Annotated in this window: 15 protein-coding genes; 10 read left to right on the top strand and 5 right to left on the bottom strand. The window is 72.2% G+C overall.

Annotated elements, in window-relative coordinates; all coding sequences use genetic code 11:
* Positions 1-124: 124 nt before the first annotated feature.
* The 7 genes from ACGFIO_RS27150 to ACGFIO_RS27120 all read left to right on the top strand — a co-directional run bounded on the left by ACGFIO_RS27150 (position 125) and on the right by ACGFIO_RS27120 (position 12097).
* Complete coding sequence (locus ACGFIO_RS27150) at positions 125-3298, top strand: BTAD domain-containing putative transcriptional regulator (RefSeq protein ID WP_392829797.1); 3174 nt, start codon at positions 125-127, stop codon at positions 3296-3298.
* Positions 3299-3475: 177 nt separating this feature from the next.
* The gene (locus ACGFIO_RS27145) at positions 3476-3637 is read left to right on the top strand and encodes a hypothetical protein (RefSeq protein WP_392829795.1); all 162 of its coding nucleotides are present in this window, start codon (positions 3476-3478) and stop codon (positions 3635-3637) included.
* A gap of 154 nt (positions 3638-3791) precedes the next feature.
* Positions 3792-6596: a M14 family zinc carboxypeptidase gene (locus ACGFIO_RS27140; protein ID WP_392829793.1), complete on the top strand. Its 2805-nt coding sequence runs from the start codon at positions 3792-3794 to the stop codon at positions 6594-6596.
* A gap of 109 nt (positions 6597-6705) precedes the next feature.
* A complete protein-coding gene (locus ACGFIO_RS27135) occupies positions 6706-7512 on the top strand; it encodes an ABC transporter ATP-binding protein (protein ID WP_392829791.1) in 807 nt (268 codons plus the stop codon).
* 20 nt (positions 7513-7532) lie between these two features.
* A complete protein-coding gene (locus tag ACGFIO_RS27130) occupies positions 7533-8531 on the top strand; it encodes an ABC transporter substrate-binding protein (RefSeq protein WP_392829789.1) in 999 nt (332 codons plus the stop codon).
* Between the two features lie 4 nt (positions 8532-8535).
* Positions 8536-10617, top strand: coding sequence for an iron ABC transporter permease (locus ACGFIO_RS27125; RefSeq protein WP_392829787.1), 2082 nt, complete (start codon positions 8536-8538; stop codon positions 10615-10617).
* An 841-nt stretch (positions 10618-11458) separates the two neighbouring features.
* Complete coding sequence (locus ACGFIO_RS27120) at positions 11459-12097, top strand: hypothetical protein (RefSeq protein ID WP_392829786.1); 639 nt, start codon at positions 11459-11461, stop codon at positions 12095-12097.
* A 52-nt stretch (positions 12098-12149) separates the two neighbouring features.
* On the opposite strand, the gene ACGFIO_RS27115 is transcribed toward ACGFIO_RS27120, so the two are convergent.
* Genes ACGFIO_RS27115 through ACGFIO_RS27100 form a run of 4 tightly spaced genes read right to left on the bottom strand, consistent with a single transcriptional unit; the run spans position 12150 to position 17080 of the window.
* Positions 12150-13010: a carbohydrate ABC transporter permease gene (locus tag ACGFIO_RS27115; protein ID WP_392829784.1), complete on the bottom strand. Its 861-nt coding sequence runs from the start codon at positions 13008-13010 to the stop codon at positions 12150-12152.
* Entirely contained in the window at positions 13007-13912 is a 906-nt protein-coding gene (locus ACGFIO_RS27110) for a carbohydrate ABC transporter permease (protein WP_392829782.1), read from the bottom strand. The genes ACGFIO_RS27115 and ACGFIO_RS27110 overlap by 4 nt, the downstream gene beginning before the upstream one ends.
* Positions 13913-13914: 2 nt before the next feature.
* Positions 13915-15318, bottom strand: a complete 1404-nt coding sequence (ngcE, locus tag ACGFIO_RS27105; protein ID WP_392829781.1) for an N-acetylglucosamine/diacetylchitobiose ABC transporter substrate-binding protein — start codon at positions 15316-15318, stop codon at positions 13915-13917.
* A 10-nt stretch (positions 15319-15328) separates the two neighbouring features.
* Positions 15329-17080 (bottom strand): serine hydrolase, encoded by a 1752-nt coding sequence (locus tag ACGFIO_RS27100; protein ID WP_392829779.1) that lies wholly within the window; start codon positions 17078-17080, stop codon positions 15329-15331.
* Between the two features lie 106 nt (positions 17081-17186).
* On the opposite strand from ACGFIO_RS27100, the gene ACGFIO_RS27095 reads away from it, so the two are divergent.
* Complete coding sequence (locus ACGFIO_RS27095; RefSeq protein WP_392829777.1) at positions 17187-18509, top strand: exo-beta-N-acetylmuramidase NamZ domain-containing protein; 1323 nt, start codon at positions 17187-17189, stop codon at positions 18507-18509.
* 104 nt (positions 18510-18613) lie between these two features.
* On the opposite strand, the gene ACGFIO_RS27090 is transcribed toward ACGFIO_RS27095, so the two are convergent.
* The gene (locus tag ACGFIO_RS27090) at positions 18614-19669 is read right to left on the bottom strand and encodes an N-acetylglucosamine kinase (protein WP_392829775.1); all 1056 of its coding nucleotides are present in this window, start codon (positions 19667-19669) and stop codon (positions 18614-18616) included.
* Between the two features lie 38 nt (positions 19670-19707).
* Between ACGFIO_RS27090 and ACGFIO_RS27085 the strand changes: the two genes are divergently transcribed.
* A complete protein-coding gene (locus ACGFIO_RS27085) occupies positions 19708-20583 on the top strand; it encodes a MurR/RpiR family transcriptional regulator (RefSeq protein ID WP_392829773.1) in 876 nt (291 codons plus the stop codon).
* The gene (gene murQ, locus ACGFIO_RS27080) at positions 20580-21506 is read left to right on the top strand and encodes an N-acetylmuramic acid 6-phosphate etherase (RefSeq protein ID WP_392829771.1); all 927 of its coding nucleotides are present in this window, start codon (positions 20580-20582) and stop codon (positions 21504-21506) included. Before ACGFIO_RS27085 ends, murQ begins: the two co-directional genes overlap by 4 nt.
* The last annotated feature ends 80 nt before the right edge of the window (positions 21507-21586 follow it).

The raw sequence follows: 21586 nt of genomic DNA, 5'->3' as shown, positions 1-21586 counted from the left end.
GAGCTACCGGTGGGCTTCCGCCCGGCTTCCGAACGTGTCGAATACGGACCGCCATGGTGGCGTCACCGCCCGGTTATCTCATACGGTCGAATCGTGCGGTTTCTGTGGCGGCAGGGGGGCACGAATGATCTACAGGCTGCTCGGTGAGGTCGAGGTCCGCGACGCCCGGGGCGAGGTGGTGACGCTGCCCGGCGGGCACTACCGGGGCGTGCTGGCCATGCTCCTGGTCCGGGCGGGCAGCCGGGTGCCGACGGCCGACCTGATCCGGGCCGGTTGGGGTGTGCCCGGGACCAAGGTCGCCCAGCTGCACAAGGCCATCTCGGCGCTGCGGCTGCTGCTCGACCAGGCCGGCCACCCCGACGCGATCAAGACCCTGCCCCGGTACGGCTACCTGTTCCAGCTCCCACCGGGACGACCCGACACCCTGGACGCGCAGGTCTTCCACCGTCTGATCGAGCAGGCCGACGCCGACCGTGGCGCCCGCCGCACCGGCGACGAGGTGCAGCATCTGCGCCGGGCCCTGGCCCAGTGGCGTGGCCCGGTCCCGCTGGCCAACGTCCCGCCCGAGCCGTTCCAGGAGATCATCGACAACCTGCAGAGCCGCCGTAAGCGCAACGCGGTCCGGCTGTTCGAGCTGGAGAACCGGCGTGGCCGGTCGGCCTCGATCGTCGACGAGGTGCAGCGGTTCGTGGCCGAGGACCCGGCCCACGGCGGGCTGTGCCGGCAGCTGATGTTCGCGCTCTACCGGGCTGGGCACCGGCAGGACGCGGTCGACGCCTACGCCCGGCACGCCGAGGCGGTCGAGCGGGAGACCGGCGGGCGGCCCGACGCGACCCTGCGCGCCCTGTACTACGCGATGGTCAACGACCGGCCCGACGACGTCGCCGCGCAGCTCGGCGTGACGCCCGAGCCGGACGTGCGGCCCGACCCGGTGCCGCGCCAGCTGCCCGCCGCACCCGCTGACTTCGTCGGGCGTACCGACCTGCTGGCCGAGGTGACCTGGCAGCTCGGACGCCCGGCCCGGCCGATGCTGGTGATCTCCGGTCCGGGTGGCATCGGCAAGACCGCCCTGGCGCTGCGGGCCGCCCACGACGCCGTCGCCCGGTTCCCGGACGGGCAGCTCTGGGCCGAGCTGCGTGGCACCAGCGACCGGCCCGCCGACCCGGGCGAGGTACTGGCCCGGTTCTTGCGTGCGCTGGGCGTGACCGCGGTGCCGGAGTCCCGGGACGAACGCGCGGCGCTGTTCCGGACGCTGCTGTCCGGCCGCCGGGTGCTGATCGTGCTCGACGACGCCGCCGACGCCGCGCAGGTGGGCGATCTCGTGCCCGGCGGGGACGGCTGCGTCGTGCTGATCACCGCCCGGCGGCGCCTGCCCTCGGTCGCCGGCGGCGTGCACCACGTCGCCCCGCTCGAGCCGTTCGAGCCGGCCGTGGCCGGTGAGCTGTTCCGCACCATCGCGGCCGCCGGCCAGGTCGACCTGGCCGGGCAGGACCAGGACGTCGAGGAGGTCGTGCGGATGTGTGGCGGCCTGCCGCTGGCCCTGCGGATCGCGGCGGCGCTGCGGGTCGAGGACTTCCACCGGCCCACGGCCGATCTGCGGCGCCGGCTGGCCGAGCACGGTCCGGCCGCTTTCGTGTACGGGGAGACGTCACTGTCCCGGACCCTGGGCGCGGGCCTGGCCCCGCTGTCCGACCGGGTCCGCCGGCTCTTCCTGCTACTCGGCCCGCTGACCGGCCCGACCTTCGCCGAGTGGACCGCGACGGCCCTGCTCGACCGGCCGGGCCTGCTCGACCGGCCGGGCCTGCTCGACCGGCCGGGCCTGCTCGACCGGCCCAGCGCGGCGGTGATGCATGGAGGTGCTCAGAGCCGCTCTGAGCACCTCCATGCATCAGCGGGCCGTTTCGGCGAGTCCGGCCCGGTTGAGGCCGCCACTTCCGGCTCGCCGTCCGAGACCGCGCGCGAGGCATTGTCCCAGCTGGCCGCCGTGAGCATGATCGAGCCGATCGGCGATGGGCAGCACTACCGGTTCCACGATCTGACCCGGGAATACGCCCGCCGCCGGGCCGAGGACGAACTGCCCGAGGCCGACCGGGCCGCCGCCGAGCTGCGTGTGCTGCGGATGTTGCTGACCATGGTTCGGCGGGCCCACGTGCGGCTCTGCGGCGGCGACTTCGAGGTCGTGCACAGCGACCTGCCCGCGGTGGCGGTGCCCGAGGCGGTGTCCCGCGAGATCGACCGGGACCCGGCCGCTTGGTTCGCCCGCGAGCGCGGCAACGTCCGGGCCGCGGTGGAGCGGGCCGCACGCCTCGGCCAGGCCGACCTGTGCTGGGATCTGGCCGTCTCGTCGCACGAGTTCTACACGATCGGCGACGCTTTCGAGGACTGGCGGGTCACCCACCAGGTGGCCCTGACCGCGGTACGCGCGGCCGGCGACCGACGGGCCGAGGGCTTCCTGCTGGCCATGCTCGGCCAGCCGCCCCTGGTGGCCAGCGGCAGTCCGGGCGTCTCCGGGGTGGCCGAGCTCGAGGAGGCGGTCCGCCTGCTGAGCGAGGCCGGCGAGCGGCAGGGCCGGGCGATCGCGCTGCGCACGCTGGGCAACGCCTTGCGTCGGCGCGGCGAGCTGACCCGTCCTCTGCGGACGTTCTCCGATGCCCTGGAGCTCTACCGCGCGGTCGGCGACACCGCCGGCGTGCTGCAGACGTTGCGCTTCATCGGGCAGACGCATCTGGACGGCGGCGACCACCAGGCCGCGCTGGACATGTTCGACCAGGCCGAGGCCACGGCCCGCGAGCTCGGCCGGCCCCGGCTGGTGGCGCAGACCCGGTACTGGGCCGGCCGGGCGGCGCTGGCGATGGACCGGCGGGATGACGCCCGGACCGCCTTCGGCGAGGTGCTCGCGGTGTTCCCGTCCGATCAGGAGCAGGGGCACGCGTACGCCCAGCACGGGTTCGGTGATCTGGCCCTGGCCGAGGGGGACGCCGGCCGGGCCCGGGAGTTGCTGGCCCGGGCCGCCTCGGTGGCGCACGCGACCGGCGACGTGGTGCTGGAGGGCCGGATCGCGCTGTCCGTGGCCGAGCTCGAGCGGCGGCACGGCGAGCCCGAGGGCCGGCTGGCGGCGCTGCTGCGGGCGGTCGCCCGGTTCCAGGCCTGCGGGGCGGCGGGCCTCGAGATCCAGGCGCAGACGCTGCTGGCCGACGCGTGCGAGGACCTGGCCGACGCGACGGCGGCCGTGCTGGCCCGCGAGCGAATCGGCGAGCTGTGCGCCGCGGTGCCGCCCGAGGACTGCCCCAAACGGTGATTGTGTCGCCTTGACATAAACCCCTGTGGCACCTTATTGTCATTGTGACATCAAGACGTGGCTCCGGAACTCGTCTCGAGGTCAGCGCGCGCTGGCGCGCGCGTCGGGAACGGCCATTCCCGGCATCACGCGCGCGCCGCCCAACCCACTCATGCAACCTTCCTGAAAGGAAAGGTCATGCGCGCACGTCGCCGTAACCTCATCGCCAACCTCGTCGTGGCCGCCGCCGTCATCCTGGGGGCGTTCACCACCCCGGCCCACACCTCGGTCCAGGCCGACGGGCCGAACGACTGCCCGGCCGGCTCGGCCTGGGACAACCGTCTCCAGCGCTGCGTCTGACGGCGAACCGGCGGCCCCGTGCAGCGGGGCCGCCAGGTCTGGCCGGACCGCCCGTGGGTAGGAAAGGCGGTGCGGACGGGCAATCGATGAGTTTCGCTGAACGCCGCGCGTTGGGTGAAGGTGCAGGTATCACCTTCCTCCAAAGGAGACACTCATGAGACGTGTGATCGCGGCCGCGGCGGCCGCGCTCATCCCGTTCGCCGGGGTGGTCGCCGTTCCGGGCTCCGGCGCCTCGGCCGCGCCCGACGGTGACCGGCTGCGGGTCTGGCACGCCCAGGTCACCGCGGCGCAGGTCGACGACCTGGCCCGGGCCGGCGCCGACACCACGGAGATCGACCGGCCCGAGGGCGGCCGGGCGGCCGGGGTCGAGGTGGTGCTCACCGGCGCCCAGGCCGGTCGGCTGCGCGAGCAGGGCATCCGACTCACCGAGCGCCGGGCGGCCAGGGCGGCCCCGGCCGGTGACGGCGTGTTCCGGCCGTACAGCGGCAGCGGCGGGATCGCCCAGGAGATGCGGGCGGTGGCCGCCGCGCACCCGGGCATCGCCTCGGTGCGGTCCATCGGCAAGACCGTCCGGGGCCAGGACATCCTGGTGCTCAAGGTGACCAGGAACGCGGCCCGCACGCCGGACGGGAGCCGGCCGGGCAGCTTCTTCTTCGGTGCCCAGCACGCTCGCGAGTGGATCACCCCGGAGGTCACCCGGCGGCTGATGCACCACGTGGTCGACGGCTACGGCACCGATCCGCGGATCACCGGGCTGGTGAACGGCACCGAGATGTGGTTCATGCCGGTGGCCAACCCGGACGGCTACGACTACACGTTCAGCGACGGGCCGGGCGCGCGGCTGTGGCGTAAGAACATGCGCGACAACAACGGCGACGGTCAGATCGCCGTCGGCGATGGCGTCGACACGAACCGAAACTTCGACTGGCAGTGGGGCTACGACGACGAGGGTTCCTCGCCCGATCCCGGCACCGAGATCTACCGCGGCCCGAGCCCGGCGTCCGAGCCGGAGAACGTCGCGTTCAACGCCTTCGAGCGCCGGGTCCGGCCCGAGTTCGCGGTGAACATGCACTCCGCCGCGCAGTTGCTGATGTACGGCGTCGGCTGGCAGACCGCCACACCGTCACCGGACGACGGCGTCTACCGCAGCCTGGTCGGCACGCCCGCCACCTCGGCCGTGCCGGGCTTCCGGCCGCAGGTCCTCTCCGACATCTACACGTCGAACGGCGACTCGCTCGGCAACTCGGTCAACAATAACGGCGTACCCATGATCGCCACCGAACTCAGCACCTGCCAGACGGCGGCCCAGTCGGATCCGGCCGACGAGTGGACCGTCGCCGACTGCCCGAGCGTCTTCCACTTCCCGGACAGCGAGAAGCTGATCCAGGCCGAGTTCGCCAAGAACCTGCCGTTCCTGATGTCGGTGGCGGACTCGGCGGCCGACCCGGCGAACCCGGCGTCCTCGGTCGGCATCGCCACCGCCCCGCTCACCGCGCACCCGTTCACGACCTCGTACGCGGGCACCGGACCGCAGACCGTCGCGGTGACCGCCCGCAAGAGCCTCACCGCGAAGAAGCTGCACTGGCGGATCGACGGCGGCAAGGAGCGCACCGCGCCCGTGCGGCCGTGGGCCGGCGGCCAGGTCTACGGCGGGACCGACAACCTCTGGTACGACGACTACCGCGGCCAGATCACCGGCGCCCGGCCGGGCGCCGCGGTCGAGGTGTGGTTCACCGGTGGCGGAGCCGGCAGCGGGCACTTCACCTACCGGGTGGCCGCCCCGCGCACGGGCGACGTGCTGGTGCTGGCCGACGAGGGCGCGCCCGCGACCCGGGCCCGGCACTACGTCGACGCGCTCGGCGGTAAGGCCACCGTGTGGGACGTGGCCGTTCAGGGCTCGCCCGACGACCTCGGCGTGCTGAGTCACTTCGACGCGGTCGTCTGGGAGGTCGCCGGTCAGGCCGCCGCCCCGGCCACCACGCTGGCCGTCCGCGACTATCTCAACGAGGGCGGCAAGCTGGTCAAGGCGGGTCCGGCGGCCGCGGCCCACGAGCCGGTGTCCAGCACCGGGGTCAACGCCGACGATTTCGCGCAGTACTGGCTCGGCGTGGACAGTCCGGTCACCACGGCCGGGGCGACCGGGTTCACCGGCGGCGGGGTGCTCGACGGCGCCTCGGTCACCTTCCGCGACCCGGCCGGCCCGGTCACCATGTTCGCCACCACGGCCGGGGACCGCACCGGCGCCCGCCCGGCGGGTGTCTATCAAGGGGTCCGCGGCCCGTTCGCGCCGTTCGCCGGGGCGGGTCAGGCGGCCCTCGCGCATCGCGACAACGCGTACGCCCGGATGACCCGGACCGTCGACCTGAGTGCCGCCACCGCCGCGCAGGACCCGCGGCTCAGCATGGCGGTGTCCTACGACATCGAGCCCGGCTACGACGCGCTGGTGATCGAGGCCCGCACCGCCGGCGGCGACGACTGGACGACGCTGCCGTTCACCGGCTCCGGCACCACCGTGCCCGAGGAGTGCGCCGTCCTGACCGGCGTCCACCCGTTCCTCACGCACTACCTGACGCCGGACGGGCCGACCTGCACCGCCACCGGCAGCAGCGGCGCCTGGCACTCGGTGACCGGGAGCAGCAACGGATGGCGGACCGTCAGCGCCGACCTTTCCGCGTACGCCGGGAAGCGGGTCGAGCTGTCGGTGACCTACGTGAGCGACGGCGGCGCCGGCGGCCGTGGGGCCTTCGTCGACGACACCAAGGTGATCGTGGGCGGCACGACGACCGCCGCCGACGACTTCGAGACGAACCTCGGAGGCTGGTCGGTGGCGGCCGGTGAGTGGAACCGGACGGGCGCGGTGCTGCGCGCGTACGCGGCGGTCTCGACCCGGCGCACGGTCACGCTCGGCTTCGGGCTGGACGAGGTGGCGCTGCGGACGGCGCTCCGCTCGGTGCGCTGACCGTCCGGGGGCCACGGTGCGAACGGTTCGCCGTACCCACGCATCGTGGCCTCAGACCCCCGCCGGAACCGATCATGGGGTTCATCGACTCTTAGGTTAGGCTGCCCTTATGAAGGGCAACGCGCTCACCGGCAGCGACCTCACGCTCGCCTATGACGGCCGCACCGTCGTGCACGGTGCCGGCATCGAGCTGAGCGCCGGTCAGGTCGTGGCGCTCGTCGGCCCCAACGGCTCCGGCAAGTCGACCCTGCTGCGCGCGCTGGCCCGCCTGCACCAGCCGCGGTCCGGCAGCGTCCGGCTCCCCGACACCGACGCGCTCGCGTTGCGCCCCAAGGACTTCGCCCGGCGGGTCACCCTGCTCACCCAGTCCCGGCCGACCCCCGGCGGGGTGCGGGTCCGCGACGTCGTCGGGTACGGGCGGCACCCCCACCGCGGCCGCTTCGGCTCCGGCGACCCCGACGGCCACCAGGTCGTCGACCGGGCGATGCGGCTGACCGGCGTGCACCCGATGGCCGAGCGGGCCGTCGACGAACTGTCCGGCGGCGAACTGCAACGCGTCTGGCTGGCCACCTGCCTGGCCCAGGACACCGGTGTCGTGCTGCTCGACGAGCCCACCACCTTCCTCGACCTGCGCTACCAGGTCGAGATCCTGGACACCGTCCGCGAACTGGCCGACGACCACGGGGTGGCGATCGGCGTGGTGCTGCACGACCTCGACCAGGCCGCCGCGGTCGCCGACCAGGTCGTCCTGCTCCACGACGGCCGGGTCCGCGCCGCCGGGCGCCCGGCCGACGTACTCACCGCCGCCCTCCTCACCGAGGTCTACGGCCTGCGCATCGAGGTGCACGTCGACGACGACGGGCGCGTACGCACCCAGCCGATAGGTCGCCACACCCAGCGGCCGGTAACCACCTGAACCCCGAAGGGAAACCCCCGATGGTCCGTACCCGCCGAGCCTTCGCCGCGACGGCGGCCGCGCTCACCGCGATGATCCTCGCCGCCGCCTGCGGCACCACCGAGGATCCGACCGACGCGTCCGTCCCGTCCGCCGCGACGTCCTCCGGTCCGGTGGATCTCACCGACGAGCGTGGCCCCGTACACCTCGACAAGCCCGCCGCCACCGTGGTCTCCCTCGAATGGGGCCTGACCGAGAACCTGATCGCGCTGGGCGTCAAACCGGCCGGCCAGGCCGACGTCAAGGGCTACAACGCCTACGACACGGTCATGCCGATCGACCCCAAGACACCCGACGTCGGCCTGCGCGGCGAACCCAGCCTCGACGCCATCGTCGCGCTCCAGCCCGACCTGGTCGTCAGCACCACCGACGTGCCCGCGAACGTGCTGGCCCAGATCGCGAAGCAGGCGCCGGTGATCGCGCTGCGCGGCTCGGACGGCCAGGACCCGATCGGCTACATGAAGAAGACCGTCACCACCCTGGCCCGGGCCACCGGCACCGAGGCGCGGGCGGCCACGCTGATCAGCGACTTCGACGCCAAGGTCGCCGCGGGCAAGGACGCCCTGGCCAAGGCCGGCCGGACGGGCGCGCCGTTCACCATGTCGGACGGCTGGGTCGACGCCGGCAACGTGTCGCTGCGGATGTACACGCCGAATTCGTTCTTCGGCGGCATCGGCGCCCGGCTCGGACTGAACAACCAGTGGACCGCCGGCGGCGACAAGGACTACGGCCTGGCCCAGACCGACGTCGAAGGCCTGACCAAGATCACGAACAAGGACAACACCTTCGTGTACGTGGCCAACAAGGCCGACGACGGCGAGGCGTACGTCAAGGCCCTGCGGTCCAACAAGATCTGGACCGGGCTGGAGTTCGTCAAGACGCAGAAGGTGAAGCGCATCCCCGACGGCATCTGGATGTTCGGCGGCCCCGCCTCGGCCGGTGCCTACGTCGACGCGCTCGTCGCCGCGCTCACCGAGTAGACCCGTGACCGGCACGATCGAGGCGCCGCCGGACCAGCGGCCGGCGCGGGGCGGTGGACTCCGGGCGTACCCCATGATCGGGGTTTTCATCGGCGCCGTCGTGCTGCTGCTGGCCCTGGCCGCGGTGCACCTCACCCAGGGCACCGCCAGCCTCGGGCTGGGCCGGCTGCTGCACGCCATACTGCCCGGCGGCCCGGCCGACCAGGCCGCCGCCGTGCTGATCGAAAGCCGGCTGCCCCGCCTGGCCGCCGCCGTCCTGGTCGGCGTCGGAGTCGGCGTGGCCGGCGCCGTCCTGCAGTCGGTGGCCCGCAACCCGCTCGCCGCGCCCGACACCCTCGCCGTCAACGCCGGGGCCTGGGCCGCCGTCGTCGCGGTGGCCGCCTTCGGGATCTCGCTGCCGTTCTTCGTCAGCGGCCTGGTCGCCTTGGCCGGCGGGCTGCTCGCCGCCGGACTCGTGCTGGCCGTCGCCCGCGGCGGCGCGGCCGGGCCGACCCGCCTGGTGCTGGCCGGCTCGGCCGTCGCGCTGGCGTTGCAGTCGCTCACCTACGTGCTGCTCATGCTCTTCCAGGCCAACACGCCCGGCCTGTTCGGCTGGGGCAGCGGCACCACCGTCCAGTCCGGAACCCGGCAGGTCACCCTGGGCGCGCCGCTGATCGTGGCGGCGGTGCTGGCCGTGCTGCTGCTGACCCCTCGGCTCGACGTGCTCGGGCTCGGCGACGACTCGGCCCGGGTGCTGGGCGTCGACGTCCGGCGTACCCGGGTGATCGCCGTCGTCCTGGCCGTGCTGCTGGCGGCGACCGCTGTGACAGTGGCCGGGCCGATCGGCTTCGTCGGGCTCAGCGGGCCGGTGATCGCGCGGCTGATCGCCGGACGAATCCCCGGACTGGGACGGCACCTGGCCCTCGTACCGTTCGCCGCCCTCGTCGGCGCCGTCATCGTGGTCGCGGCCGACGTCATCCTGCGGCTCATCCTCCCGCCCGAACGGGCCATCTCGGTGCCCACCGGCGTCCTGACCACGCTGGCCGGTGCGGTGCTGCTGGTCTGGCTGGCGCGGCGGTTGCGCGACGGTGGCACTCCGGCTCAGGCGCACGGCACTGTGCGTACGCGGGGACAGGTCGCGTTCGCCGGTGCCGTCCTGGGAGTCCTGGTGGTGGCCGCGTTCGTGGCCGCGCTGCTGCTCGGCGACCGGCTGGTGCTGCTCGGCGACGTCGCCAACTGGCTGTCCGGGACATCCGGCCGCGCCGTGACGTTCGTGCTCGACCAGCGGTGGCCGCGCGTCCTGGCGGCATTGCTCGGCGGCGCCGCGCTCGCCCTGGCCGGGTCCATCGTGCAGGCCGTGTGCCGCAACCCGCTGGCCGAGCCCGGCCTGCTCGGCATCACCCCCGGCGCATCGGTCGGTGCCGTCGCCATGGTGCTGCTGCTGCCCGGAGTCGGTGTGTGGCCGGTCATGGGCGTGGCCACGCTCGCCGCACTCGGCACGTTCGCCCTGGTCTACCGGCTGGCCGCCGGGCGCGGGCCGGCCTCCGACCGGATCGTGCTGGTCGGCATCGGAGTCAGCGCCGGCGCCACCGCGATCACCACGCTGACCGTGCTGGTGGCTTCGCCCTGGAACACCAACCTGGCGCTGACCTGGCTTTCCGGATCCACGTACGGCCGGACCCTCGCCTCGAACGTCCCCGTCCTGCTCGTCCTGGCCGTGGCGCTGCCGTTGACACTGGCCGGTTCGCGGACGCTGGACCTGGTGGCGCTCGACGAGGACGTGCCGCGGATCCTCGGCGTGCCGCTGAACCGGGCCCGGCTCGGGTTCCTGTCACTGGCGGCGGTCCTCACGGCCGGCGCGGCCGGCGCGGTCGGGGCGCTGGGGTTCGTCGGGCTGGTGGCGCCGCATGCCGCGCGGGCGCTGGTCGGGTCGCGGCATGCGCGGTCGGTGCCGGTGGCGGTGGTGCTGGGGGCGGTCCTGGTGTCGGTGGCGGACACGCTGGGACGGACCGTGCTGGCGCCGACGCAGCTGGCCGCCGGGCTGGTGACCGCCCTGATCGGGGCGCCCTACTTCGTCCTGCTCCTGTGGCGCACCCGGCCCGCCTGACAATCGTCCTGCTCCCGCGGCGAACCCGACCTGCCTGAGAATCGCCCCGTTCCCGGCGCGCTTCCTTCACATCAGCGTGCCGGCCGCGCGCCCAGGCCCGCTGACGGCGGGCTTGGCCGGCTGTCGGGTGGCGGACTGCCGGGCATCTGGGTGGTCGGGCGGGTTGCCAGGCGGCCGGGCGCGTCGTCGCGGCCGCTGCCGCCGGTCCCGGTGCGTGCGTGGGCGCAGAGGTAGGACCGGGCGGTGTTTTGGGGTGCGGGTGGCGCGCGGGGCTACCACTGGGGGAAGGGCGGTGGGTGGGAGTGACGGGGTGGGTGCGTTGGGTGGTTTTGCCTACGGGGGGTGGGTTTGACGTTGCGGGGCGTGGGAAGGGTCTTGTTTTCAAGGTTGTGAATTGCTCGTAACAACGTGACTGGTTACGCAGGGTTATCTGGAACTGGTTGTGCAGATCACGTCGGGCGTGACAGTTAGCCATGTCACTTTGGCGACCCTGTGCGTTTGTGCGCGTTGCTTTGGGTCACCGGGGCAAGGGGGTCGTGGATACCTTGCGGGACGGCATATATGCGTGCTGAGCTGCTTAGACGTTCGGGTGTAGTGGCGCTGAAACGATTTTCGACGCATCGACAAGCCGACAAATGGCGATGGTGCAAAATCGGTCCGGATGCGCTTGGATAAGCCTACTTACCGGTGAGTACTGAACCAGCCACCGCTCGCCTGCGTGATCACTGAGAGATACAGCTAGGAAGAGGGGGACTTCATGTCGGACTCGTTCGGACTGGGGCCCAGGCCACTGTCCAGGCCGGATCCGGCCGAGCCGCCGCGGCGCTCGGGTGGGGGTCGCGTGTTCCTGTGGATTCTCGTCATCCTGCTGATCGTGGCCGTGGCTCTGGCCGGTGGCGCGTACGCGGCGGGACTGATCGGTGGCGGCGGCAGCAGCTCGGCGGCGGCACCCACCGGTGTGCCGACGACGGCCCCCGCCTCGACGGCACCCACGGGCAGCGGCGGCACCGCGGCCAGCAACCCGGGTCCGGGGACGGCCGCGTCCACGATGAAGGTCGCCACGCCGGCCACCCTGGGCGGGACCGAGAAGCTCAAGACCACCGCCAAGAACAAGCCGTCGGCGACGCCCGACCTGTTCCCGTCCACGGCGCGCGCCGAGGGTGTGTTCGGGCTCGACGACCGCAACATCATGTACGTGTGGGCGCTCTCCGGCGCGACGGTGGCGCAGGAGGAGCGGGCGGCCCTGTTCGGCGCCGAGGTCGGCAACCGCTTCGACACCGGCGCCCTGATCGCCGTCGAGCCGGGCCCGATCGGCGGCTCGGCCCAGTGCGGCGACGGCAAGTGGAACGGCCGCCCCGCCGCGGTCTGCGTCTGGTCCGACCCCGACTCGGACGGCGTGCTGGTCGACAGCCCCGGCAACCCCGAGGCCCTGGCCGGCAAGCTCTCCGCCCTCCGCGCCGAGATCGAAAAGCCGGCCTGACCCGGCCCGCGAACCGGGTGCGCGCCGCACTGAAATCCGGCGCGCCCCGAAACTACCGCATCTGGCCGGCCGCGAGTCCACTCTGCACCTGCCGGTGGAAGATCACGTACCCGATCAGCACCGGCAACATCGCGATCGTCATCCCGGCGAACAGCGCCCCGTAATCGCCTTGATAGCCCTCGTCGACGGCCAGCGCCGTCAGCCCCTGCGCCAGCACCCAGCGCTTCTCCGCGCCCTCGCCCTGCATGAGGACGATCGGCAGCACGTACTGGTTCCACTGGAACAGGAAGTCGAAGATGGCCACGCTGACCAGACCGGGGCGGGCCATCGGGAGCATGACCTGGAAGAACAGGCGGAAGTGGCCGCAGCCGTCGACCATGGCGGCCTCGGCGACGGTGGTCGGCAGCGTGCGGAAGAACGCGGTCAGGAAGAAGACCGTGAACGGCAGGGAATAGGCCGCGTAGACCAGGATCAGGCCGGGCAGCGTGCCCAGGATGCCGAGGTTGCGGACCACGAAGAACAGCGGCACCAGGGCCAGGAAGACCGGGAACATCATGCCGCCGATGAAGGCGTAATAGACCACGCGGGAGCCGCGGAAACGGTAGCGGGCCAGCACGTAGGCGGCCATCGCGCCGAGCAGCATGGTCAGGATCAGGGCGCCGGTCACGACGATGGCGCTGTTCAGGAAGTATTGGCCGATGTGCGCGTCGTTCCACGCCCGGGCGAAATTGTTCCAGCGCGGCCGCGACGGCAGGCCCCACGGGTCGGTCAGGATCTCGTTGTCGCTCTTCAGCGAACTGACCACGGCCCACAGCAGGGGCAGGGTGGTGAGCAGGGCCCAGCCGATCAGGAACGCGTGTGAGAAGAGCGAGAGATTTCGGGTACGCGCGGGCGCCGGCACCGCCTCCGTCACAGTTCCACCCGTTCGCGGCGGGTGACGCGCAGGAACACCGCGGCGACCGACAACGTGAGGAAGAACATCGCCACGCCCATGGCCGAGGCGTAGCCGAATTGCGACTCGTTGAACGCTGTCTTGTAGAGCCGCAATCCGACCACGTCGGACGAATAGCCGGGACCGCCATTCGTCACGATCTGTGCCACCGCGAACGCGTCGATGGCCAGGATGGCCAGGTAGACCCAGGCCACCTGGATGCTGTCCCAGACCAGCGGAACCGTGACCCGGAACAGGGTGGCCGCCCGCCCGGCCCCGTCGAGCAGCGCCGCCTCGTAGATGTCCCGTGGTATCGACTGCATGGCCGCGCTGAACAACACCACGTAGAAACCGACGTTGCTCCACAGCAGCACGACGGCCAGGGACCAGAACGAGAACCGCGGATCGCCCAGCCACGGCTGGGCCAGGCCGCCGAGCCGGGCCGCGCGGAGCAGGCCGTTGATCAGGCCGCTGTTCGGGGCGAACATCTCCTTCCAGAGCACGCCGACGATGGCCACCGACAGCACCTGCGGGAAGAAGTAGACGACGCGATAGAACCCGGCTCCGCGTACGCCGTGCACGCCGGCCCGGTCGGCCCGCCCGCCCACGCTGATCATCGAGGCGAGGAACAGGCCGAGCAGGATCGTCGCCACGGGCAGCAGTACGAGCAGGATCGCGTTGTGCCCCAACGCGTTCCAGAACACGTCGTCGACGGCCAGGCGTCGGAAGTTGGCCAGGCCGACGAACTCGAAGTCGGGGGACAGGCCGCGCCAGTTCGTGGCCGAGATCTGGAACGCCTGCGCGTACGGCGACACCACGAAGACGCCGTAGAGCAGCAGCGGCGGGACGAGGAACGTGGCTATGAACAGCCGGCGGCCACGCAACGTCAGGCCCGCTTGTACTTCTTGATCGACGAGTCCTTCGCGATCGAGTCGGCCGCCTGCTGGCACCGGCCGACCCATTCGGCGGCGGTGATCCGCTTGGCGAACAGGTCGGCGCAGGCGGCGTTGACCAGTTCCCGTTCGAGCTTGCGGTAGAACGAGTTGTAGAGCCAGTTGAACGTGTTGGCCGGGCCGGCCGTGTCGATCATCTTGGTGACCGAGGTGAGGCCCGGGCCGAGGGCGATGCCGTCGTTCGACCCGGTCACCACGGTCAGGCTGCTGACCTTGCCGGTGAAGTCCGCGGCGCCCTTCTTCGACAGCATGACCCGCAGGTATTCCAGGCCGCCGCGCTGGTTCTTGGCCTTGGCCGGTACGACGAACGGCTCGCTGCCCGTACCCCGGAACGCCTCGAACGGCAGTTTGTCGGCCGAGGTGAGGCGGGGCGTGGGGTGGGCGGACATCCGGAAGCCGGGCGGCGTGACCTTCTTTTGCTCGTTCTCCAGCCACGAACCGCACGAGATGAAGGCGGCCTTGCCGTTGCACCACTCGGTCTGGGCCTGGATGTGGTCCATGCCCTCGGCGCCGGCCTGCAGGAAGCCGTCGATGGCGAGCTGCGAGTACGCGTCCGCGGCGGCTTTGACCGCGTCGTGCTTCCACGCGTTCGGTTCCAGGTTGTCGATCGCCTTGAGCACGTCGACGCCGCCCATCTTGGCCGCGGCGGACAGGATCGGCCAGCTCATGTAGCGCGCGTGCACGCCGGTGTAGGTCCACGGCGCGATGCCGGCCGCCTTGATCGTGCGGCACAGGGCGATCATCTGGTCCCAGGTCTTCGGGTACTCCCAGCCGCGGGCCTCGAACAGCTTGTCCGACTGCCAGATCGCGTAGGCCGAGTACGCGTAGTTCAAGGACAGGAACTTTCCGTCGTACGAGCCCAGCTCGACGATCCCGGGCCGCAGCGTGTCCTTGACCTTCTTGGCCGGGTCGTCCAGGCTCGGCGCCTCCAGCAGGTCACCGAGGTCGGCCAGGGCGCCCTGCGAGACCAGGCCGTTGAAGTCGATCTGATTGCCGCCGGAGTTGTTGACGACGTCGGGCGGGTCGCCGTTGACGAACCGCGGCTGCAACGTCTGCGAGATCTGCTGGGTGGCCGAGTGCTTGATCGGGGCGTCGGGGTAGCGCTGTTTGTACATCGCCTCGTGCGCCTTGGCGTACTCCTCGCCGAAGCCGCCGTTGAAGATGACCACCTCGAGCGGTGCGTCGGCCTTGACCCCGAGTGGGTTCCGCGCGCTGGTCTCGGCCGTGGCGCTGCCGCCGTCGTCGCCACCGCCCATCGCGCAGCCGCCCAGCGCCCCGGCCACCCCGGCGGCCGCGCCGCCGGCGAGCAGCCCGCGACGGCTCATCGTCCCTGACATATCGTCGCTCCTAGGAATTCGTGAGGGCCCATCCGTCGGCGCGGAAGCCGTCGCCCCGGAACAGCGTCGCGCCGTGGTCGTCGACGAGCACACGGTCGACGTAGACGCCGCGGCCCTGCGAGTTGACATCGGTGGTGTAGCTGAATCGCACGTGCTGGACGCCGGCCGGCAGGGTGGCGATGGTCTGCCACCAGACCCGGCCGCCGAAGCCGGTGAGCGTGCCGGTGCTGTCGAAGTTGCCGGCGCCGGGCGCCCTCAGGTGCAGCGGCAGCAGAGTCCAGGTGACCCCGTCGGCCGACGTCTCGACGCGGACGACGTCGTTGCGGGGCTCGGTGTCATACCAGAGCTGGGCGCTGAGCACGGCTCCGCTTCTGCTTTTCTCGCGGAGGGAAGCGGTCAGCGTGGTCGTGGTCTGGTCACCGTTGAGGGCCCGCCAGGCGCGGCCACCGGACGGCGGGCGGACCGGGTGCGCGTCGGCGAACGCGCCGGCCAGCGCCCGCCGGGCCACGTTGTTGCTGCCCCAGTTCCGGTCCGGGTGCACCCGGTTGCTGAACACGATGAGGAACGAGTGGGCGAGCGGGTCGATCGTGATCGTCGTGCCGGTGAACCCGGTGTGCCCGAACGTCACCGGACTCGAAAGGCCGCCCATGTACCAGTGCTTGTCGAGCTCGAAGCCCAGCCCGCGGTCGCTTTCCGGGTACGCCTGCTCGAGGCCGGCGTTGTAGTTGACCAGCGCCGCCCGCACGGTGCTCTCGGCCAGGATCCGCCGGCCGGCGTAGGTGCCGCCGTTGAGCAGCATCTGACAGAAGATCGCCATGTCGTCCACGGTGGAGAACAGGCCCGCGTGCCCGGCGACCCCGCCCAGGCTCCAGGCGTTCTCGTCGTGCACCTCGCCCCAGACCATGCCCCGGCCGACGTACGGCTCGTACTCGGTGGCGGCGATCCGCGGCTTCTTGCCGGCGTCCGGGTTGTAGCCGGTGTCCGTCAGCCCGAGCGGCCCGATCACCGCGTCGTTCACGGCCTGGGCCAGGCCTGTGCCGGTGATCCGCTCGACCAGCACGCCCAGCACGATCAGGCCGATGTCGGAGTAGACGTACTGCCCGCCCGGGGTGGATCCGGCGGTCACCGGGGTGGTGATCGCGGCCCGCAGGCGGGTCTCCGGGGTGGGGTACGAGCTGTAGAACGGCAGGAACGCCGGCAGTCCGGAGGTGTGGGTGAGCAGATGCTTGACGGTGATCGCCGGCTTGCCGAACTCGGGCACGTAGGTCGCCACGGGCGCGGCGAGGTCCACGCGACCGGCCTCGACCTGCTGCAGCAGCGTCACGGTGGTGAAGAGTTTGGAGATCGAGGCAAGATCCCAGATCGTGTCGGTACGCGCGGGTATGCGTTGTTCCGGCGGCAGCTCCACGCCGTCCCGGGCCGGGGCCGGGCCGACCGCCGAGTAGCGGACCGCGTCGCCGACCGCGAACCGGGACACCACCACGCCGTTGTGCGCGGCCAGCACCGACGCGCCGGCGTACGCGGGCCAGGTCGGATGGTCGAGCGTGGGCGTGAGGTAGGACCGGGCGATCTCCGGCAGCGCCGCCACCCGATCGGCGACCAGGCCGACCTGACCGGGCCGGCCGGTTCGCAGCACGTCGTTGCGGAAGTCGATGTCGGCGGGCGTGACCGACGGCGGACCGGTGGGCTCGGCCGCCGAAGCGGGGGACGCCGCGCTAACCATGGCGGCGATCAGGCAGACGGTCAGGGTTGCACGCCTCATCATCCACACCCTTCCATGCGTCGATAGAATGGTGCTTTCCTTCGGATTCTTCAAGTGGGGCGAAGGTTATTGCCAGAAAACGACGCTCCGGGGTACGGTCGCGGCCATGCGGTGGAGTGTCCACATCGGCCGGCGTCGCCTTCTCGCAGCCGCCGGCGCGGGGGTGGCCGGTGGAGTGGCGGCGGGTGCCTCGCCGGCCGCGGCCGCTGTTCCTGGCGGCCACGCCAAGCCCGGGCTCATCCCACGGATCCCGGTGCGCACCGGCATGGACCGCCTCGCCGCATCCGGGTGGGACGCCGTACGCGGCGAACGCATCGGCGTGATCTCCAACCCCACCGGGGTCGACCGCGGATACCGGCATCTCGTCGACCGCATGCACGCCGACGGCGTGCTGATCGGGGGCGTGTTCGGCCCGGAGCACGGCTTCCGCGGTTCGGCCCAGGCGGGCGGCAGCGAGGGTACGGGCACCGATGCCCGCACCGGCCTGACCGTCTACGACGCGTACGGCGCCACCCAGGCCCGGTGGGCCGAGATGTTCACCGCCGCCGGGGTCCGCACCGTCGTCTTCGACATCCAGGACGTCGGCGCCCGCTTCTACACCTACATCTGGACCCTCTACGACTCGATGTGCGCGGCCGCCCGTCTCGGCCTGCGCTACGTGGTCCTCGACCGGCCCAACCCGATCGGCGGCCGCGCGTACGGGCCGATGATGACCCCCGCCTACACCAGCGGTGTCGGGCGCAAGGAGATCGTCCAGCAGCACGGCATGACCGTCGGCGAACTGGCCCGCTACTACAACGGCGAGCTGCTGCCGGCCGAGGCCGGGCGCCCGGTCCGCCTCGACGTGATCGGCTGCCTCGGCTGGACCGGCCGGCTCCGGGCCGGCGACACCGACCTGCCCTGGGTGCTGCCCAGCCCCAACATGCCGACCCCCGACACCGCGATCGTCTACCCCGGCACCGGGATGTTCGAGGGCGTGGCGACCCTCTCCGAGGGGCGCGGGACGACCCGGCCGTTCGAGCTGATCGGCGGCCCCGGCTTCGACTACCACTGGTGCGACCTCGCTTCCTCCTACGGCCTGCCCGGCGTCGAGTTCCGCGAGGCCTACTTCACGCCCACCTTCAACAAGTTCGCCGGCCAGATCTGCGCGGGCATCGAGGTGAAGGTCACCGACCAGAGCGTCTTCGACCCGATACGTACGGCCGTGACGATGCTGGTGGCCGCCCGTCGTTTCCCGGCGTTCGCGTGGCGTAACGATGGAGGCGCCCGTCCCTTCTGGATCGACCTGCTCACCGGGTCGGCCCGGCTGCGCACGATGATCGACGCCGGCGCGTCGCCGGATGAGGTGGTCGGCGCGTGGGGACCGGAGTTGCGGGCCTTCGACGCCCGGCGGCGGCGCTATCTGCTCTATTCGCGGCTGGGCTCGTGACCGCGGACCAGGGCTGTGGACACTCGCCGAAAAACGTCGTACCCCACCGCTACTTTCCGACCCACCCAGAGCCGGGGTGGGGGAGGGGGCGGCGCGCGCGAGGCTCAGAGCTGATCTTGGCGGGTCAGGCGGGCGTGGATCGCCTCGGGGACAAGCGCGCCGGTGAGACGTGCGATCGCCATCGCCGCCGCTCCGGCCGCCCCGTCACGGGCCTCCGACGGCTCGACCGGTGTGCGCCGGCGCAGCCCCTGACGGACAGCCTCGGCGACCGGACCCGGAGCGAGCAGAACCGACCCGGCCAGCACGATGCCGCCCTGCATGGTTGGTCCGGCCGAGCCGCCCCGCACGGCTGGTCCGGGTTGCGTGACTGGTCCGGCCGAGCTGGGTCGCGCGGCTGCTTCGACCGAGCCGGCCTGCGCGGCCGGACCGACCGAGTCGAAGGTGTGCAGGAGGCTGGACGCGGCGTCGGCACAGATCTGCACGGCCACGGCGTCACCGTCGAGGGCCGCGGCGCTCACCGACGGCGCCAACCGGCCCAGCTCGGCCGGCGGGCGGCGGAAGGCGTCGGCCACGATCGCCTGCGCGTGGTCCTCGGTGCCGCTGACCCGGGGAATGCCGAAGGTCACGCCGGCCGCCTCGACCAGCGACGTCGCGGGGCCGCGGCCGTCCAGGGCGGCCAGGGCGGCGCGCAGGGCCCGCAGGGCGATCCAGACGGCGGACCCCTCGTCGCCGAGCAGCCAGCCGTAGCCGTCGCAGCGCTGGACCAGCACACCGTCGTCGAAGCGGGCGGCCAGCGCGCCGGTGCCGGCCAGCAGCAGGGTGCCGTGCTGCTCCCAGGTGCCCGCCGCGAACGCGACCTCCAGGTCGGTGACCGTCACCGGTACGCCCGGAAGGCCCATCGTGCGCCACGCTTCCACTGCGCCCGTACCAAAAACTCGTCGCCCGGCGCCACCCGCGCCGGCCGCGCCGAGAACGCCCAGCCGGACCGGTTTTCCCGCGGCCGGCTCCAGAACGGCCTGAAGCGTCTCGACCAGGCTCGCGCCGCTGCTGTTGATGTTCGCGCCACCGGCGCGGCCCCGCGCGATCACCTGCCCGTCGGTCGTCGCCAGCACGCTGCGGGTGGAGGTGGCGCCCACGTCGACACCCAGCACGAGGTCCATAGACTTCAGAACCTACCGACCGAAGGGCGTCACCGCACATGACCGACCGCTCACCCACCGCGGTGCGGGCGCGCGGGCTCCTGCCGTCCCTGTCGCCGGCCGAGCGGCGGGTCGCGCAGGTGATCATCGATGAGGCGGCCACCGCGGCCCGGCTCACCATCAGCGACCTCGCTGCGCGGGCCCGCTCGTCGGAGACCACGGTGATCCGGTTCTGCCGGGCCATGGGCTTCAGCGGTTACCCCGAGTTGCGGCTCACGCTGGCCGCCGAGGCCGGGCGAGCCGACCGGGCCGACGCGACCGAGCCGATCGGCGGCGACATCAGCGAGACCGACGACCTCGGGCAGGTGGTCAAGAAGATCGCCTTCGCCGACGCCCGGGCCGTCGAGGAGACCGCCACCCAGATCGACATCGCCGTGCTCGAACAGGTCGTCGACGTGGTCGCCGGCGCGCGGCGGGTCGACATCTACGGGGTCGGCGCGAGCGCCTTCGTGGCCGCCGACTTCCAGCAGAAACTGCATCGGATCGGGCGGATCGCGTACGCCTGGAGCGACATGCATATGGCCCTGACCAGCGCCGCCCTGCTCGACGACCGGGACGTCGCGTTCGGCATCTCGCACACCGGCACCACCGTCGACACGATCGAGGCGTTCACGCTCGCCGGTCGGCACGGCGCCCGCACTGTCGCCCTCACCAACTTCCCGAAGTCGCCGATCACCCGCGTCGCGGACCTGGTCCTGACCACGGCGGCCCGGGAGACGACGTTCCGCTCCGGCGCGATGGCCAGCCGGCTCGCGCAACTCACCGTCATCGACTGCGTCTTCGTCGGCGTCGCACAGCGCACCTTCCGGGAGACCCGGGCGGCGCTGGACGTCACGTACGCCGCGGTCCGTGGCCGGCACGTGAGGCGCCCATGACTTCTGTTTCCCTGTCCCGGACCGAGCTGCGCAACGCCCACAGCATGGACCTCGACCGGATGCCCACGGCCGAGCTCCTGGCGCTGATCAACGCCGAGGACCGGACCGTGCCGCTGGCCGTCGCCGCGGTCCTGCCGCAGCTGGCGATCGCCGTGGACCTGGCCGTGGGCGCGCTCTCGACCGAGCACCGCGTCCACTACGTCGGCGCCGGGACGTCCGGACGGATCGCGGTGCTGGACGCGGCCGAGCTCATCCCCACCTTCGGCGTCACCCCCGACCGGGTCGTCGCGCACATCGCCGGTGGTGTGCCCGCCCTGACCCGCCCGTCCGAGGCGGCCGAGGACGACGAGAGCGCGGGCGCGGCGGTGATCTCGGCCGTGGTCGCCGGCGACCTGGTCGTCGGGGTCACGGCCAGCGGGCGTACGCCCTACGTCCGAGGCGCCCTGATCGCGGCCCGCACGGCCGGCGCCGCCACGGTGCTCATCTCGGCCAACCCGGCGTCCCCCCTGGCCCCCCTGGCCGACGTGCACGTCGCCCCCGACACCGGCCCCGAGGTCCTGACCGGCTCGACCAGAATGAAGGCCGGCACCGCCCAGAAGCTCATCCTCAACGCCTTCTCCACGGCGACGATGGTCCGCCTCGGCCGCACGTACTCCAACCTGATGACCGACATGCTGGCCGCCAACGCCAAGCTGCGCGACCGCCAGCTCCGCATCCTGGCCGAGGCCACCGGCGCCGACGAGCCCTCCTGCCGCCAGGCCCTGACCGACGCCGCCGGCGACGCCAAGGTGGCCGTGGTGACTCTGATCGCGGGGACCACGGCGGAACGTGCCCGCCAGGCCCTGTCCGACGCCCGGGGGCACGTCCACGCGGCCCTGACCTCTCTCAACGGCCATCGGTCGGGAAGTGACCGGAATGCTTGACACGCCGGCGGTATGACACCGCGTTCGCCACCCCCGACAAACGGCTCACGGCACTGAACGATCAGTCGTTTCCGACGTTG

Origin of the sequence: Actinoplanes sp. NPDC049265, from assembly GCF_043197135.1 — a bacterium.
Classification (GTDB): Bacteria; Actinomycetota; Actinomycetes; order Mycobacteriales; family Micromonosporaceae; genus Actinoplanes.
The sequence above is the reverse complement of the archived record's forward strand: the minus strand, read 5'-3'. Positions and strand labels throughout refer to the sequence as shown.